Origin of the sequence: Neolewinella xylanilytica (genome assembly GCF_002934605.1) — a bacterium.
Classification (GTDB): Bacteria; Bacteroidota; Bacteroidia; order Chitinophagales; family Saprospiraceae; genus Neolewinella; species Neolewinella xylanilytica.
The window spans coordinates 2,097,773-2,112,422 of the sequence record NZ_PTJC01000006.1; the positions used below are offsets into that span (position 1 = coordinate 2,097,773).

General features: G+C 58.8%; 13 protein-coding genes. 8 read left to right on the top strand and 5 right to left on the bottom strand.

Translation table 11 applies throughout. The features are described from left to right. The first annotated feature begins 121 nt into the window (after positions 1–121). From CLV84_RS17910 to CLV84_RS17920, 3 genes are all read left to right on the top strand, one after another. Complete coding sequence (locus CLV84_RS17910) at positions 122–1,867, top strand: DUF4331 domain-containing protein (protein ID WP_104421120.1); 1,746 nt, start codon at positions 122–124, stop codon at positions 1,865–1,867. 63 nt (positions 1,868–1,930) lie between these two features. Beyond that, entirely contained in the window at positions 1,931–3,991 is a 2,061-nt protein-coding gene (locus tag CLV84_RS17915; RefSeq protein ID WP_104421121.1) for a DUF4331 family protein, read from the top strand. A gap of 77 nt (positions 3,992–4,068) precedes the next feature. Next, the gene (locus tag CLV84_RS17920; RefSeq protein WP_104421122.1) at positions 4,069–5,322 is read left to right on the top strand and encodes a tetratricopeptide repeat protein; all 1,254 of its coding nucleotides are present in this window, start codon (positions 4,069–4,071) and stop codon (positions 5,320–5,322) included. On the opposite strand, the gene CLV84_RS17925 is transcribed toward CLV84_RS17920, so the two are convergent. Both CLV84_RS17925 and lysA read right to left on the bottom strand, forming a co-directional pair. Further along, positions 5,290–6,123: an MOSC domain-containing protein gene (locus CLV84_RS17925; RefSeq protein WP_104421123.1), complete on the bottom strand. Its 834-nt coding sequence runs from the start codon at positions 6,121–6,123 to the stop codon at positions 5,290–5,292. The two genes, CLV84_RS17920 and CLV84_RS17925, sit on opposite strands and share 33 nt — an antisense overlap. Then, complete coding sequence (lysA, locus tag CLV84_RS17930) at positions 6,123–7,376, bottom strand: diaminopimelate decarboxylase (RefSeq protein ID WP_104421124.1); 1,254 nt, start codon at positions 7,374–7,376, stop codon at positions 6,123–6,125. The genes CLV84_RS17925 and lysA overlap by 1 nt, the downstream gene beginning before the upstream one ends. An 88-nt stretch (positions 7,377–7,464) precedes the next feature. Here lysA and CLV84_RS17935 point away from each other — a divergent pair, with 88 nt between their 5' ends. The 5 genes from CLV84_RS17935 to CLV84_RS17955 are packed head-to-tail and all read left to right on the top strand — an operon-like array spanning position 7,465 to position 12,588. Beyond that, entirely contained in the window at positions 7,465–7,788 is a 324-nt protein-coding gene (locus tag CLV84_RS17935) for a hypothetical protein (RefSeq protein WP_146088858.1), read from the top strand. A 37-nt stretch (positions 7,789–7,825) separates the two neighbouring features. Further along, positions 7,826–9,556 (top strand): LptF/LptG family permease, encoded by a 1,731-nt coding sequence (locus CLV84_RS17940; RefSeq protein ID WP_146088859.1) that lies wholly within the window; start codon positions 7,826–7,828, stop codon positions 9,554–9,556. A 17-nt stretch (positions 9,557–9,573) separates the two neighbouring features. After that, positions 9,574–10,329: a phosphatase PAP2 family protein gene (locus tag CLV84_RS17945; RefSeq protein WP_104421126.1), complete on the top strand. Its 756-nt coding sequence runs from the start codon at positions 9,574–9,576 to the stop codon at positions 10,327–10,329. A gap of 2 nt (positions 10,330–10,331) precedes the next feature. Further along, on the top strand, positions 10,332–11,558 hold the full coding sequence (locus CLV84_RS17950; protein WP_245911549.1) for an NAD(P)-dependent oxidoreductase: 1,227 nt from the start codon (positions 10,332–10,334) through the stop codon (positions 11,556–11,558). A 1-nt stretch (position 11,559) separates the two neighbouring features. Next, complete coding sequence (locus CLV84_RS17955; protein WP_104421245.1) at positions 11,560–12,588, top strand: threonine aldolase family protein; 1,029 nt, start codon at positions 11,560–11,562, stop codon at positions 12,586–12,588. On the opposite strand, the gene CLV84_RS22345 is transcribed toward CLV84_RS17955, so the two are convergent. The 3 genes from CLV84_RS22345 to CLV84_RS17970 all read right to left on the bottom strand — a co-directional run bounded on the left by CLV84_RS22345 (position 12,548) and on the right by CLV84_RS17970 (position 14,631). Further along, positions 12,548–12,787, bottom strand: coding sequence for a 4Fe-4S binding protein (locus CLV84_RS22345; protein WP_104421127.1), 240 nt, complete (start codon positions 12,785–12,787; stop codon positions 12,548–12,550). The two genes, CLV84_RS17955 and CLV84_RS22345, sit on opposite strands and share 41 nt — an antisense overlap. Next, positions 12,784–13,959, bottom strand: a complete 1,176-nt coding sequence (locus CLV84_RS17965; RefSeq protein WP_104421128.1) for a geranylgeranyl reductase family protein — start codon at positions 13,957–13,959, stop codon at positions 12,784–12,786. Before CLV84_RS17965 ends, CLV84_RS22345 begins: the two co-directional genes overlap by 4 nt. A gap of 63 nt (positions 13,960–14,022) precedes the next feature. Next, a complete protein-coding gene (locus tag CLV84_RS17970; RefSeq protein ID WP_104421129.1) occupies positions 14,023–14,631 on the bottom strand; it encodes a hypothetical protein in 609 nt (202 codons plus the stop codon). Between the last annotated feature and the right edge of the window lie 19 nt (positions 14,632–14,650).

A 14,650-nucleotide genomic window follows, 5' to 3' on the forward strand; every position in this document is an offset into this window, starting at 1 on the left:
GGTGCGTGTCTGCCGAAATTCCTTAACCTTTTTTTCCCTATTCCAATCCGCCACGCATGGCTACCGCGTAACTGACAATCGAGGTCACGCTAAAGTGACTCGATAACGCAACTACCGGTCCATGAATCCACTGCTACCTAAATGCCTGGGGAGTTTTATCCTCCTGCTGGGCTTTCTTCCCTCACTTTCCGCCTCCTCCCATAGGGAGGCGCCCCTCATCGCTGACGACCCCCTCGCCGACAACACGGACGTGTACGCCTTCGTGAGTCCCGACGATCCATCGACCGTCACGATCATTGCCAATTACATTCCGATGCAATTGCCACAGGGCGGCCCAAACTATTATACCTTCGGGGAAGACATCCGCTACGAAATCCACATCGATAACGATGCCGCCATTAAGGGTGACGAGATCACCTACCGTTTCACCTTCGACCGGTTGAACGAAGATCCTACTACCTTCTTCAACGTCCGTCTGGGTGCGGAAAACATTAAGGCCACCTACACCCTGGAGCGCAGCCTGAACGGCGGTATGTCCTTCGACACCATTCTGCGCAACGGCATCTGCCCGGCGTACAACATCGGCCCCCGTTCAATCGACGGCATGGTGGGACTGGATTCCACCTACCTCGAAGTTTGGGAAAACGCCGTTGCGGTAACCACCTCTGGCGAAATGGTTTTCGCCGGCCCAGCTGACGACCCCTTCTACGTGGACCTCGGTGGCATCTTCGACCTCGGGGATAGTCCTCGGCAGGGAAGCGACGCAAATAGCCGCGACGGCCTGAGCCAGTTTAACGTGCATACCCTAGCGTTGAAGATTCCCGTCAACGTACTTAAAAAAGCGGGAGCGCCCGCGAGCCCCACGAGTATCCTCGATCCGAACTACGTCATCGGCGTATGGGCGTCCGCCAGCCGGCCGGCGGTGCGCACCATTGTCTCCGGTGATTCCATCGTCGACAGCGGCGAATACGTCCAGGTTAGTCGTCTCGGTATGCCGCTCACCAACGAAGCGGTCATTCCCATCGGTATGAAAGACTACTGGAACGCGATCACCCCCTACATGGAACTGGACGATACTACGCTGGACACCTACTTCTACAATCCCGAGCTGGCGCTATATATGGATACCGCCTTTTTCGCCTCCGCCGTGCCCGCCTTCATGCCTCTGCGTATTCAGCAAAATAGCCTGGGTGCATTCGACTTCACCAACACGGCGGATGGCCTCTTCGGGCTAAAGGGAGATCCGGCCCTGGATGGCACCGCCCTGGCCGAAGCTGCCTTTGGCGGTCTCCTGCTTCCCGGCCCCGGTATGCCCCGCTCGGTCGACCTGTGGCCCATCTTCCACACTGGCGTTCCGAACCTGGCTCCCTACCAGCTAGCCACCGGCAAAAACGGCGACCCACTGGCTATGGGCAAACCCTTTATCAACAACTTCCTCCCGAACGGGGGTGACATGCTGCGACTGAACATGGCTGTGCCCCCTACCCCCCGTACCAGCGAAAGTTTTAGCTCCCTGGGGCTTGTGCAGGCGGCCGTATTGGGACTGACGGACCCCGCATTCGCGGGCAGCGACAGCCTCCAATTCATTCCGAACATGGACGGTTTCCCCAACGGCCGGCGACTGGAAGACGACGTGACCCGCATTGAGTTGCAGGCCGTATCCGGTGTCGTACTAGCTGCCATCGGCCTATGGTACGACGACTACGATCCGGCGGTAGATAGCAGCCCGGTAACGGACGGGCTTCTGAACGTACTCGGTTATACCACGGAAGTGGAAGCCAATGACGTTCCCTTTCGTCAGGCCTTTCCTTACGTAGCCATGCCCTGGCGAGGCACGGAAGTCAACCACACCAACTTCGCCGAATAATCCGTAGCCATCCATTAACTGAACCGCCGCGGCCGGAACCGGGCGCGGCTCATCATACAAATCATGAAATCAATTCAACCCCTGTGCGGTGTATTGCTACTTTTTGCCCTGGCGCTCAGTAGCCCCGCTTTCGCTTCCAGCCACCGGGAAGCCCCCCTCATCGCCGATGACCCCCTCGCCGACAATGTCGATGTATACGCCTTTCGTTCGCCCCAGGATTCCAGCCTGATCACCCTGGTGGCTACTTTCATTCCGATGCAGCTGCCCCACGGCGGACCGAACTACTACCACTTCGGGGAAGACATCCGGTACGAGATTCACGTCGATAATAACACCCGCACCCCTGGCGACGAGATCACCTACCGGTTCACCTTCACCCGGACCAATGAAGATCCGACCACTTTCTTCAACGTCCGGCTCGGACAGGAAAATCTCAAGACCACCTACCGCCTGGAAATGATCGACGGTGAAGGCAACGTAAAGTTGTTCGTCGCCGAGGGCGAGGTTCCCGCCCCGAACATCGGCCCCCGTTCCATTACCTCGCCCGTAGGCCTGGGAGAGGACAGCTACGGCGACTATGCGGATAGTAAAATCAACAGCTACGACAACGACTTCGAGGTGTTCGTCGGTCCGGTAGACGATCCGTTCTTCGTCGATTTGGGCGGCATCTTCGACCTGGGCGACGCGCCGCGGCAAGATGGCGACCCCGTTGACGGACTTGCCTGTTTCAATACGAGCGCCATCGTCATGCACGTCCCAATTCGCGATCTGCTGAAGCGGAGCGCGAATGAAGTGACCCCGAATGGCATCCTCGACCCGGATTACATCATTGGCGTTTGGGCCTCCACCTCCCGGCCGCGGGTTCGGGTACTACAGGAAGACGGCTCCCGGCCTGAGATCCTCGACGACGATTACGTTCAGGTAAGCCGCCTGGGCATGCCATTGACCAACGAGGCCGTCATTCCGGTGGGCATGAAGGATTACTGGAACTCCCTAACCCCTCACGAGGAGATTGCCGACACCCTGCTGGACCGGTACTTCTACAATCCGGAGCTGGCACTTTATATGGACCCCGACAACTTCGCCGCCGCCGTGCCTGCTTTCGCTCCACTACGCATTCAGGAAAACAGCCTGGGGGCCTACGATTTCACCAACGGCGCCGATGGACTCTACGGCCTCAAGGGGAACGAAGCCCTCGACGGTACTGCCCTGGCAGATAACGTCTTCGGTGACCTGCTCCTCCCCGGACCGGGAATGCCCCGCTCGGTCGACCTTTGGCCGATCTTCCATACCGGCGTACCCAACATGCCCCCCTACCAGCTCGCTACCGGTAAAGACGGAAACCCCTTGGCGGCAGGCAAACCCTTCATCAACAACTTTCTGCCCAACGGCGGTGACATGCTTCGGCTGAATATGGCCGTACCTGCCACGGACCGGGACAGTGACGATTTCAGTTCCCTGGGACTCGTCCAGGCGGCCGTCCTCGGCCTCACCGACCCGCGCTTCAACGGCAGCGATACCCTGCAATTCATCCCGAATATGGATGGCTTCCCCAACGGTCGCCGACTGGAAGACGACGTGACCCGGATCGAACTGCAGGCCGTATCGGGCGTCGTACTCGCCGCCATCGGCCTCTGGTACGACGACTACGATCCGGCGAGTGATGAGAGCCCGGTAACCGCCGGCCTCACCTCGGTACTGGGCTATACCACCGGCGTAGAAGCCAACGACGAGCCTTTCCGGAACGAATTTCCCTTCCTCGCCCTGCCCCACAGCGGCGTCAGCGAGTGCAGCGGCATGATCGCCACCACCGCCGCCGAGGATTTCTACGACAATCCCGGCCTCGGCATCGACGCACCCAACGTGATCGGGATCAACTTTCCAAACCCTTTCCAGACCAATACCACAATTAAGCTACGGGTGCGGGAAGCCGCCGCGATCAACATCGACCTCTACGACGTGAATGGAAGAAATCTGTCTACCCTCGTACGTCGTACGTTCGATAGCGGCGAACACCGGGTACCGGTGCAGGTCGCCGGCCTGCCCCAAGGGGTTTACTTCGCGGTCATCTCCGGGGGGCGCGGCGAGATCATCCAAACTATCCGTCTGGTAAAGACCCATTAAGATCACCGCGTTTCTTCTCTTTTTCGGGGTATCCGGTATGTGTCGGGTACCCCGATTTTCTCCTTCAATATTTCGTCATGTCGTCATTCCATACCCTACCCGCTCTCCTGCTCCTACTGTGCACCCTATTCACAGCCTGTGGGGGGGAGCCAGCGGCTGACCGGCCCGATTCCGGAGCCCCTACGATCCCCGAGTTACTGCCCCGCCCGGAAGCCCTGCAGGCTGCGGCGGAATGGGACAACACCCAAAGCGGCTACTCCAAGATGGCGGCTCAATTGCGCCTGGAGAACCCCGATGCCATCGAGCCCCGCATTACCCTGGCCAAAATATTCATTAATGAAGCCCGGGTGACCGGCGAACACGGTCACTACTACCCCGCCGCCCTCCAGCTACTGGACGACGCCCTCGCCCTCAACCACGCTGGCCCCAGAAACCCAAACCTCGAATTCGATGCCATGGCGGCCCGGGCCAGCGTGTTGCTTTCGCAGCATGCCTTCGCCGAGGCGCTGGCCACGGCAAAGGAAGCCGCTAGCATCAATCCCCACAATGCCCAGGTTTACGGGGCCATCGTCGATGCCTATGTCGAACTCGGTCACTACCCGGAAGCGATTGCCGCCGCCGACAAAATGAACGAGATCCGTCCCGATCTCCGTGCTTACAGCCGGGTCTCCTACCTGCGGGAAATCCACGGCGATACTGACGGCGCCATCGAGGCGATGGAACGGGCGGTACGGGCGGGTGCACCCGGCTACGAATCCACCGCCTGGGCCCGACTGACGCTGGGTGGCCTTTACGAACGGTACGGACAGCCGGAAAAAGCCGCCAAGGAGTATAAGCGCATCCTGATGGAGCGGCCCAACTACCCCTTTGCCATCGCCGCACTAGCCGACCTGGCCATGACCGCCGGAAACTTGTCGGAGGCCGAAAAGCTGCTCCATCAGGCCACGGCCATCATTCCCGAGGTAGGCTACTATATCCAATTAGCCGAACTGTATAAGCAACAGGGCAGGACCGGGGAAATGAAAAAAACGGAACAGGAAATTCTCGTCATGCTGCAGGACGACGTCGACAGTGGGCATAATATGGACATGGAGTACGCCACCCTCTACCACGACCACTTCGAAGACCCTTCCCGCGCCCTCGAGTACATGAAGCCGGAATACGCCGCCCGCCCGGACAACATCGACGTCAACCGGATGCTGGCCGCGATCTACCTCGACCTGGGGGACACGGCCTCCGCACGCCAACACTTTCAACGGGCGAGCGCTACGGACAGTAAGCACCCGGAATTACTCGCGCTACGTTCTTCCCTGGAGACTACCAGCAAGTAGCACCTGGACCGCATCACCCACCCGGATAGGCCGGCCCGCAGGGGCCTCACAAATCGCGTTCATACCGAACAGCGTCTTGTTGCCCTCATTCCGGTAGGCGGCCAGCTCGCTGAGTACGGACAAGTCTTTATCCCCGCTACCGGCGGGATCCACGGTTACCATGATGCACCGGGCGCAGGGTTTGGGCAAATAGAAGCCCTGGCTGCCGACGCGGATGCGCGACCACCCGTCCTCCACGAAGGCGTCCTCCGCCTCCACCACGATGTTCGGGCGGAAGCGAAGCATGTTGACGGGCCGGCCCAGCCGATCGGATAGTGACTTCAAACTCGCGGTAGTAGCAATTAAATACGGGTAACCGTCGGCAAAACTGACGGTTTCGCCCCGTTTAGCGTACCGCTTGTCAACCGGCCGCTTCACCGCCTCGTTCATGTACACTAACCGGACGCCGGGAATGCCGGTAAGATCGGGCAAGCCGGGAGCAGCCACCGTACAGGCCATGAAGGTGTCGTCCCAGACGGTAACCTCCAAATTCGGAGCAGCCGATGGGCGCGCATGTGCAATCGTTAGGAAATCTTCCGTGTCCGAGTCTGACCGCCCGATCCGCAATCCCGTCGCTCCGAGGACTTCCGCCCGCAGTTTAGCCAGGTGGTGGTACTGCCGTTGGCTGATGAAGCGGCCGTCGGCATCCACCAGCATCCATCGACGGTCGTCTTGGAACCCGCGCTCCGCCGCAATGGCTTCGTTGACCGCCGTACCCCCGAGACTCTTTACGGGATACCGGTAAAGGGCACTTACCCGCATTACGCCCCCAACGCTTCGGCGAGTTGGGGAAGTTCCACCTGGGTATTGAGCAGGTCCTCCATCGTTTCGCGGCGGCGGATGAGGTGGGCATTTCCGTCCAGGATCATGACTTCCGCCGGCCGGTACCGGCTGTTGTAGTTCGACGACATCATGAAGCAGTAGGCGCCCGCGTTGGCCAGTGCGAGGATGTCGCCCTCGCGTACCTCACTTAGTTGGCGGTTGATGCCGAAGGTATCCGTTTCGCAAATGTAACCGACCACGGTATAGATGCGGGGCTTCCCGGAGGGGTTGCTGATGTTCGTGATGTGGTGATACGCATCGTAGAACATGGGGCGGATAAAGTGATTAAGTCCGCTGTCCACACCGGCAAAAACCGTGGCGGGGGTCGTTTTCACCACGTTGGTCTTCACGAGGAAGGTACCGGCTTCACTCACGAGAAACTTACCCGGTTCGAACATCAGTTCAAGCTCCCGGCCGTATTCACCGCAAAATTCGTTGAAGCGGGTGCTGAGCCGTTGACCCAGATCTTCGATGTCCGTTGCAATGCCCCCTTCCTTGTACGGCACTTTGAAACCCGACCCGAAGTCAATGTAATCCAGGTCCGGAAAATCGGCGGCGGCGCGCAGGAGAATCTCAACCCCCTGGAGGAAGACCTGGGCGTCCAGAATGTCCGACCCCGTGTGCATGTGCAATCCCTCTACCTTAAGATTCAGGGCGTTGACGATCTTGAGTACGTGAGGTACCTGGTGGATCGAGATCCCGAATTTCGAATCGATGTGCCCCACGCTGATCTTGCTGTTGCCCCCGGCCATGATGTGGGGATTGAGCCGGATGCAAACGGGAACGCCCCGGTGCTGATCCCCGAATTGCTCCAAGATCGAGATATTATCGATGTTCATCCGTACACCCTTTCCGACGGCCTCGTTGACCTCGTCCAGTCCGACACAGTTGGGCGTAAAGAGAATGTCGTGGGGATCGAAACCCGCCATCAGGCCGAGGTCCACTTCCTGCATCGATACCGTATCCAGCCCGCTGCCCCACTGCCGGAACAGGCGGAGAATATTGAGGTTGGTCAGGGCTTTGCAGGCGTAGTTTATACGCAAGCGTTTTACGCCGGAAAACGCGCGGTTGATGCGATCGTACTGCCGTTTCATCCGGTCGGCATCGTAAACGTAGAGGGGTGCACCGAACTCTTCCACGACGGAGAGAAGGTCAAGACCGGCAATGGAATAGCGTCCGTCGGCAAACTGCATGCGAGAAATCTTTTGTTGGGGTGATGCCCGAAGGTAGAAAAGCTATGAACAATAACCCATGCCGCGCAGGTTCAAATGAAAAAGCGAAATGTCTATATACCTGCAAAGCCCTGGCCTTACTGACGATCTATGGTGGATTCTAGGCGCCCTCGTCGTCCTCGCCGCCGTATTTTACATGACCCGACGGGCCCAAAACACCGAACGGGCCAAGCACCTGAAAACGAACGACCCCTTCCAGAACGTCGTCAACGACAGTAGCTACAACATCAATCAGGAGGGCATCGACGGTCACCGGGCCGAAGGGATGACGAAGGCCGAGGCCGAAAAGACCGCCGAGGACATGAAACGCAGCGGTAACATCCCGAGTGATGAGGAATTTCACGATCTGCGGGACGACATGAAGAAGGATTAGAAGCAACATTCACCGCGTCCCGGGCGTCTCTTACCCGATGAAGCAGCTGGATAAATTGATGGCCAAGTCGTTCGTAGGGCCATTCGTTGTCACCTTCGCGATTGCCCTGTTCGTTCTGCTGATGCAGATCCTCTGGCTTTACCTGGACGACATCGCGGGTAAAGGGCTCAGCTTTTTTCTCATAATGGAACTGTTGGCCTACAAATGCGTTGGCCTGGTACCGCTGGCGCTTCCCCTTGCGCTGCTGATCTCCTCCGTAATGGTACTGGGCAATCTGGCCGAGCACTATGAGCTCTCCAGTTTCAAATCCTCTGGGGTGAGTCTGCTGCGGGTGATCCGCATGATGATCATTTTCGGCGCGACGGGCGCGCTGGTTTCTTATTTATGCAGTGATTACGTCATTCCGGCCGCTAACCTGCAGTTCGGGGCCCGGATGTATGACATCCAGCAGAAAAAACCCACCCTGAATATGGAGCCCGGGGTCTTCAACGAAGACTTTAACCAATTCACCATACGCCTGGGCGGCCGGTCGGACGATGGCCGGGAGATATCGGACGTGCTGATTTACGACCATACCAAGGCCAACGTCGGCGAGTTGAGCCAGATTACCGCCACCGAAGGCGAGATGTACACCGCTGACGGCGGGGCGGCTTTCGTCATGCAATTGTACGACGGCCACCAGTACGTCGAGCAACGGCCGGGTGGCCGCAACGGCCAGAGCTTGCCGTTCATGCGGACAAGCTTCGCTACCTACACCAAGGTCTTCGATCTCAGTGAGTTTCTTCTGGAGCGCCATGCCGCCTCCCTCTTCAGCACGAACCGGAGCATGCTCTCGACCTGGCAGCTGCAACAGGGCGTCGACAGTATCGACCTGGATATCGCCGTGCGCAAACAGGGATTGAGCAACCACTTAATCGCTTACCTGCCCTCCCTGCCGCGGGATACGGTGCAGTACCGGCCGCCGGTAAGAAGCAGGGCCTACGACATTGACTTCGTCGCCCAGGACAGCCTCCAGCGAGCAACGACGGAAGCTACGCTCGCAGCGCAGGCGGCGGATTCCATCGCCAACGCTACCGTAGCCACCTACCGGCCAGCAGAAGCGGCGCCCCCCGGAGGCGACCGTCCGGACAACGGTGGTGCAACAGAGCAAAAACGGCGAAAAGAAGCTAAGACGCTGGCCCAGACTCGTCAGAACAACCGTTTGCAAAGCGCGCAGGAGCATGCCCTGGTAACGGGGGCCAGTGACTGGAAGGGTATCGAAAGCCTGGTGGATAGCTTGCCTTCCGACGACCGGGAGCGGGTCTACAATCGCGCCCGTTCCAGCATCCGGTCGGTTACCGGTCAGGCACAGTCCACCATCCGCTTGCTCCCGGGCATTCAGGAGTCGCGGGTAAAGCACATCTACGACATGCACATGAAGTACAGCATGGCGGTCGTCTGTATCATCTTCGTATTCATCGGCGCACCGATGGGGGCAATCGTCCGGAAGGGCGGATTCGGCTATCCGATTTTGGTGAGCATCGTCTTCTTCGTGATTTTCATTATCCTGACCATCTTTTGCCGCAAACTGGCGGAGAGCTTCGTGGTCAACGGCGTCTTCGCCGGGTGGCTGCCCTGCATCATCCTGTTCCCGGTAAGCTTGTGGATCACCTACAGCGCGATGAACGATGCCAAGCTGCTGGACCTGGACCTCGCGAAGGATGCCTTCCGACGGGCACGCGACCACAAGCAAGTAGTGGCGCTTCGCCGAATGATAGCCAAGTCGTAAATCTCTACCTTCGCGGCATGCCGTTCATTCGACGCCACTTCACTCCCCCGAGTCTACGCTTCCGTACCTTTTTGCGGGCAAACCGCTTTTTCCTGATCGGAGTGCTGCTTCTCATCCTGTACAACGCCTACCTGGTGTTCACCAACCAGCAGGGAGACGAGCTGATCGCGATCAATCGCCTGCGGACGGATAATCTCGACTGGGTGTTTATCGTGGGAACCCAACTTGGCGAACCGATCGCATACGTAGCGGTCATTATCGGCTTTCTTTGCTACCGAATCCGGACGGCCATATTCGTAGCCCTCACCGGCGGCGCCGTGGGCATTATCACGGGTCTGCTGAAACTCTACTTTGCCGAGGCACGACCCATGCGGTGGTTCTTCGACAATTTTGAAGCCACTTGGCACAACCTGAACCTATTTGACGAATCGATGCGCAACTGGGGCGACACCAGCTTCCCCAGTGGGCATTCCGCTTCCGCCTTCGCGCTGTTTAGCTTTGTTTCCTTCAACGTTCGCCGCCCGAAGATCCTCGTTAGCATCCTTTGCTTTCTCCTCGCTACCGAGGTGGCCTTCAGTAGAATGTACCTCCTGTACCACTTTCTACGCGACGTCACCGCCGGTGCGTTCCTGGGATTGGTGATCGCGATTGCCATGTACTTTCTACAGTGGAAACTGGCCCCCGATAACCGTTTATTAAATGATGGCCTGGGCTGGACCAGCACCAGCAACCTGCCGGCTTCCGACGAGCGCCTCCACCCCGACACCGAATAAGTATGCCCACCCGAATTCAACAGATCCCGATCGCCGTCATTCGCGAAGACAAACAGCCCCCCGACGCCCGGGTGCCCCTCTCACCCCGGCAAGTCGCTGAATTACGGGCGCGGGGGCTGGACATCGTCGTTCAGCCTTCCTCCAATCGCTGCTTCACCGATACGGAATACCGGGACCTGGACATTCCACTACAGGAAGACCTCGCCGACCGCGAGCTCCTGCTCGGGATCAAGGAAGTACCGATCAACTGCCTCTTACCCGGCAAAACCTACTGTAATTTCGCCCACGTAGCGAAGTTTCAACCCTATAACCAGGCCCTGCTGCGCGCCTTGCTCGACCGCCGGATAACCCACATCGATTACGAATACCTTACGGACGACCGCGGTGCCCGCCTTATCGCCTTCGGCTACTGGGCCGGCATGGTCGGTGCCCATAATGGCGTCTGGGCCTACGGTAAGCGCACGGGGAAGCTGGAGCTGCCGCGCCTGAAGGATCTGTATGACTACGCAGCCGCCCAGGAGGTGTACCGCGCCATCTCCTTACCCGAAATCCGCGTCGTGCTGACGGGTACGGGACGGGTAGGTTGCGGCGCGGCGCGGGTGCTCAAGGACCTCGGATTCCGGGAAGTTGCTCCCGCTGCATTTCTCGAAGCCACCTCCGGCCCCGTATTCACCCAGCTGGCGGTAGAAGACTACGCCGCCCATCCCAGTGGCAGACCGGTGGACCGACAGCACTTCTACGCTCACGCGGAAGAGTACGTCAGCACCTTCGATCGCTTCGCGCGACGGGCCGACATCTTCATCAACGGCATCTTCTGGGACGGTAAGGCTCCGGCATTTTTTACCCGGGAAATGATGCAATCGCCGGATTTTGCCATTGCCACCATCGCCGACATCACCTGCGATATCGCCCCGGCCGCCAGTGTTCCCTCTACGCTGAAGGCCAGTACCATTGCAAACCCGGTTTTTGGGTACGACCCCGCCACGGGTACGGAAACCGCGCCGTTCCAGGCTGAATACGTGGATGTCATGTCGATCGATAACCTACCCAGCGAGCTGCCCCGGGATGCCAGCGAGGCATTCGGATCCATTCTCGTGGAAGATATTCTCCCGGAGTTCGATAAGGAAACCAGCGACATTCTACGTCGTGCCACCATTACCCATGCCGGAAACCTCGGCCCGGAATTCACCTATTTGTCCGACTTCGCAGCCGCCCCCGCTAATGAGTAAGCTGCACGTCAATCTGGTGTCGGATACGGCCACCCAGCCGACCCCGGCCATGCTGGAAGCGATGTTTTCCGCTCCGGTGGGCGACGACGTCTTCCGCCAGGACCCGACCGTAAACGAACTCGAAGCCTTTGCCGCGCAGCTCATGGGCATGGAATCCGCCCTGTTCTGCCCCTCGGGCACCATGACCAACCAGCTCGCGATCAAGGTGCATACGCGCCCCCTCGACGAAGTGATCTGCGAGGAGAAGAGCCACATTTATCAGTACGAAGGCGGCGTATACAGCCTTATCTCCAACGTCAGCCTCAATACGCTCCACGGTGAGCGGGGAAAGCTCCTGCCGGGCCAGATCTCCGCAGCGGTGAAGCCCGAGTACGACTGGCTCCCCCGCACGAGGCTGGTAGTTCTGGAAAATACCTGCAACAAGGGTGGGGGCAGCATCTATACCCTGGCCGAAGCGGAAACCCTGGTGAAGGAAGCACGGCAACACGGTTTGGGGGTTCACCTGGACGGTGCCCGCCTGTTTAATGCCCTCGCCGAAACCGGCGAATCCCCCGCCGACTGGGGAAAGCTTTTCGACACCGTCTCCATCTGCCTGAGCAAGGGGCTCGGTGCACCGGTGGGAAGTCTGCTTTTAGGCCCCGAAACGGAGATTCGTGAAGCCCGTCGCTACCGGAAAGTGCTGGGTGGCGGGATGCGCCAAGCGGGCTACCTCGCCGCGGCGGGGCTGTATGCCCTTCGCCACCACCGCGATCGGCTGCGGAAGGATAACGAGCGCGCCCGCAAACTCGCCGAGGTAGTCTCGCGCCAGCCATACGTGGCATCCGCCGAAAAGACTGAAAGTAATATCTGCATCTTCCACCTGCAGGACCGCAGTGCGGAAACTTACCTGCGTCAGCTTTCGGAGCACGGCATCCAGGCAACCCCCTTCGGCCAGAAGACCGTACGGTTCACCACCCACCTCGGCGTGGACGACCGGCAGATCGATTACGTTATCGAATGCCTGCCGAAACTGGCCGGACGGAATCAGTAGCCACCACTTCGTGACGGATGGTATCTACGGGGCAGATCTGCTCGCACAATAGGCAGGCGATATCACAAGGACGATCCACGGCGATGGTATCGAATGGACTCACGAAGCCGGCTTCCTGGGGGCAAATCGCCACGCACGCACCGCAGTTGATGCAGGCATTCCAGCCGATGCTAAAGAGTACGGGTTGCTGCTTGCTCATATCTTTTTGAATTCGGAGGTCGGACTGAAGTAGTCGGACATCGTGGCGTAAAGCTGGTCGTCGCGCTCCGGTATATTCATATTGTGGAAGATATCGGTTTTGATATCGTACAGCTTCCACATCTTATTTCCTAGCTCGGCCAGCCAAAGGTCCTGGTAGGCTTTAAGCGCCCCATCGGTAAGCGGCAGTTTATCCCCTATGTGGCCGACCAAAAAATTGGCGGCGATCTTTCCACCGGCGACCGCGGTGTGCAATCCGCCCCCGGTAATGGGGTTGACGTGACGGGCGGCATCTCCGACCAGGATCATGTTGTCCGCGAACTGGGTCCGTAAGGGTGCGGCGAGCGGCACCCCCCCACCCTGCACCTCCAGGATCCGACTGTTCTTAAATCGGTCCGCGAAAAAGCTTTCGGAGATAAAGCGGTGTAAGTGATCGCGCGCGGGTTCGTCGGTCATCGTGGCGACGACGCCCAGCCCGATCTCCGCGTAGCCATGTCCCTTCGGAAATACCCACGCATACCCCCCGGGCGCCCACCGGTGGCCGGTAATGATCTCCAGTAACCCCTCGGTTTCCACGCCGTCTACGATAAATTGAAGACAACCGGCCAGCTCCGTAATTTTGATGTGGGTCTGCAGTCCCGCCCACTTTCCGACTTGCGACTGAAGCCCGTCCGCACCGACCACGATGCGGGCGGTAAGGTCCTTGATCTCGTTGTAGCGCTGCAGGCGGACCGTACAGTGGCCATCCGGATGGGGGGTATAGCCGAGACCCTCCGTTTTCAGCCAAACGTCCACCCCCGCCCGTTCCGCCCGGGTCATCAGGTAACGATCAAAACGCCGCCGGTCGACTACGTAACCCAGTGGCTTCTTACCGGCTTCAACACCGTATTCATCCGCTTTCAACTGGCGGTAATCATGGACGGTGCGGTTGCCGCTTTCGTCATAAATAGCAAACCCGTAAATAGCCTCGTGAATAAATTCGGCATCCGGAACGATGCCTACTTGTTCCAGGGCGTGGCGGCTGATCGCGCCGCTACACTGAATGGGCGCGCCGAGTTCCTGCCGCTTGTCTACTAACAATACCCGCAAGCCGGCATTGGCGGCGAACCGGGCGGTAGTGGATCCGGCCGGACCGGATCCGATAATGATGACATCGTAGTCTAATTGGGGCATGCAACGCGATTCTCTACAGCCAAACCCCTGCCTACCGACTGTGTTCAACCAGCGCCCGTGGCATTAGCCCCCGGCGGGCTTCTTCCAAATCTCATACCACCGGTTGCCGGAACGCGCCCGCTCCTCCCGCCGCTGATCCCGGCGTTTCTGGTTCCTACGCTTCCGGATTTTCTTTTCCTTGTCTTTATCCCAAATGCTATACCGCTTACCCAATACGTACCGGACGCTGACGGCGGTCTGAGTGTACAGTACCGACTCCCCGCCCCGGATGTTAATGGCCGGCTTATAGTCGTAGCTGACGTTGATGCGGTTAAAGGTTGCTTCCAGCCCTATGGTACCGTCCAGTCCGATCGGTCCGTTGAAGGTTTGCCCCGTTTCCACGTCGATATCGTTGTTCCAGCCAGCGTGGGCGCCCAAACCGTAAAAGAGGTTGATCCGGCGACTTAGGATAGGCTGGTGTTGCTTACCGAGCAAGGTCACGCTGCCTTCGTCTTTGCCGATGGCTTGGTGGACGATTCCCTCCAACACGAAGTTCTTGTGAATCTGGGGAAGGCGTACTTGGGCGGTAGCCCCCCATTCCGTTCCGACCCGCATACCGATCGCCAAGTCGTAAGACTGCGAACCCACGTACAGCGGTAGTAGAAATAAACAGCAAATGGTAGTCAGCTTCATAGGCACTATAACGCGTACG

Bases quoted from the DNA above. Each gene is read 5' to 3' on its own strand.
- CLV84_RS17945 (WP_104421126.1), top strand. From the start codon at position 9,574: ATGCCGTTCATTCGACGCCACTTCACTCCCCCGAGTCTACGCTTCCGT.
- CLV84_RS17965 (WP_104421128.1), bottom strand. From the start codon at position 13,959: ATGCCCCAATTAGACTACGATGTCATCATTATCGGATCCGGTCCGGCC.
- CLV84_RS17970 (WP_104421129.1), bottom strand. From the start codon at position 14,631: ATGAAGCTGACTACCATTTGCTGTTTATTTCTACTACCGCTGTACGTG.
- CLV84_RS17925 (WP_104421123.1), bottom strand. From the start codon at position 6,123: ATGCGGGTAAGTGCCCTTTACCGGTATCCCGTAAAGAGTCTCGGGGGT.
- CLV84_RS17910 (WP_104421120.1), top strand. From the start codon at position 122: ATGAATCCACTGCTACCTAAATGCCTGGGGAGTTTTATCCTCCTGCTG.
- CLV84_RS17935 (WP_146088858.1), top strand. From the start codon at position 7,465: ATGTCTATATACCTGCAAAGCCCTGGCCTTACTGACGATCTATGGTGG.
- CLV84_RS17915 (WP_104421121.1), top strand. From the start codon at position 1,931: ATGAAATCAATTCAACCCCTGTGCGGTGTATTGCTACTTTTTGCCCTG.
- CLV84_RS17920 (WP_104421122.1), top strand. From the start codon at position 4,069: ATGTCGTCATTCCATACCCTACCCGCTCTCCTGCTCCTACTGTGCACC.
- lysA (WP_104421124.1), bottom strand. From the start codon at position 7,376: ATGCAGTTTGCCGACGGACGCTATTCCATTGCCGGTCTTGACCTTCTC.
- CLV84_RS17940 (WP_146088859.1), top strand. From the start codon at position 7,826: ATGAAGCAGCTGGATAAATTGATGGCCAAGTCGTTCGTAGGGCCATTC.
- CLV84_RS17950 (WP_245911549.1), top strand. From the start codon at position 10,332: ATGCCCACCCGAATTCAACAGATCCCGATCGCCGTCATTCGCGAAGAC.
- CLV84_RS22345 (WP_104421127.1), bottom strand. From the start codon at position 12,787: ATGAGCAAGCAGCAACCCGTACTCTTTAGCATCGGCTGGAATGCCTGC.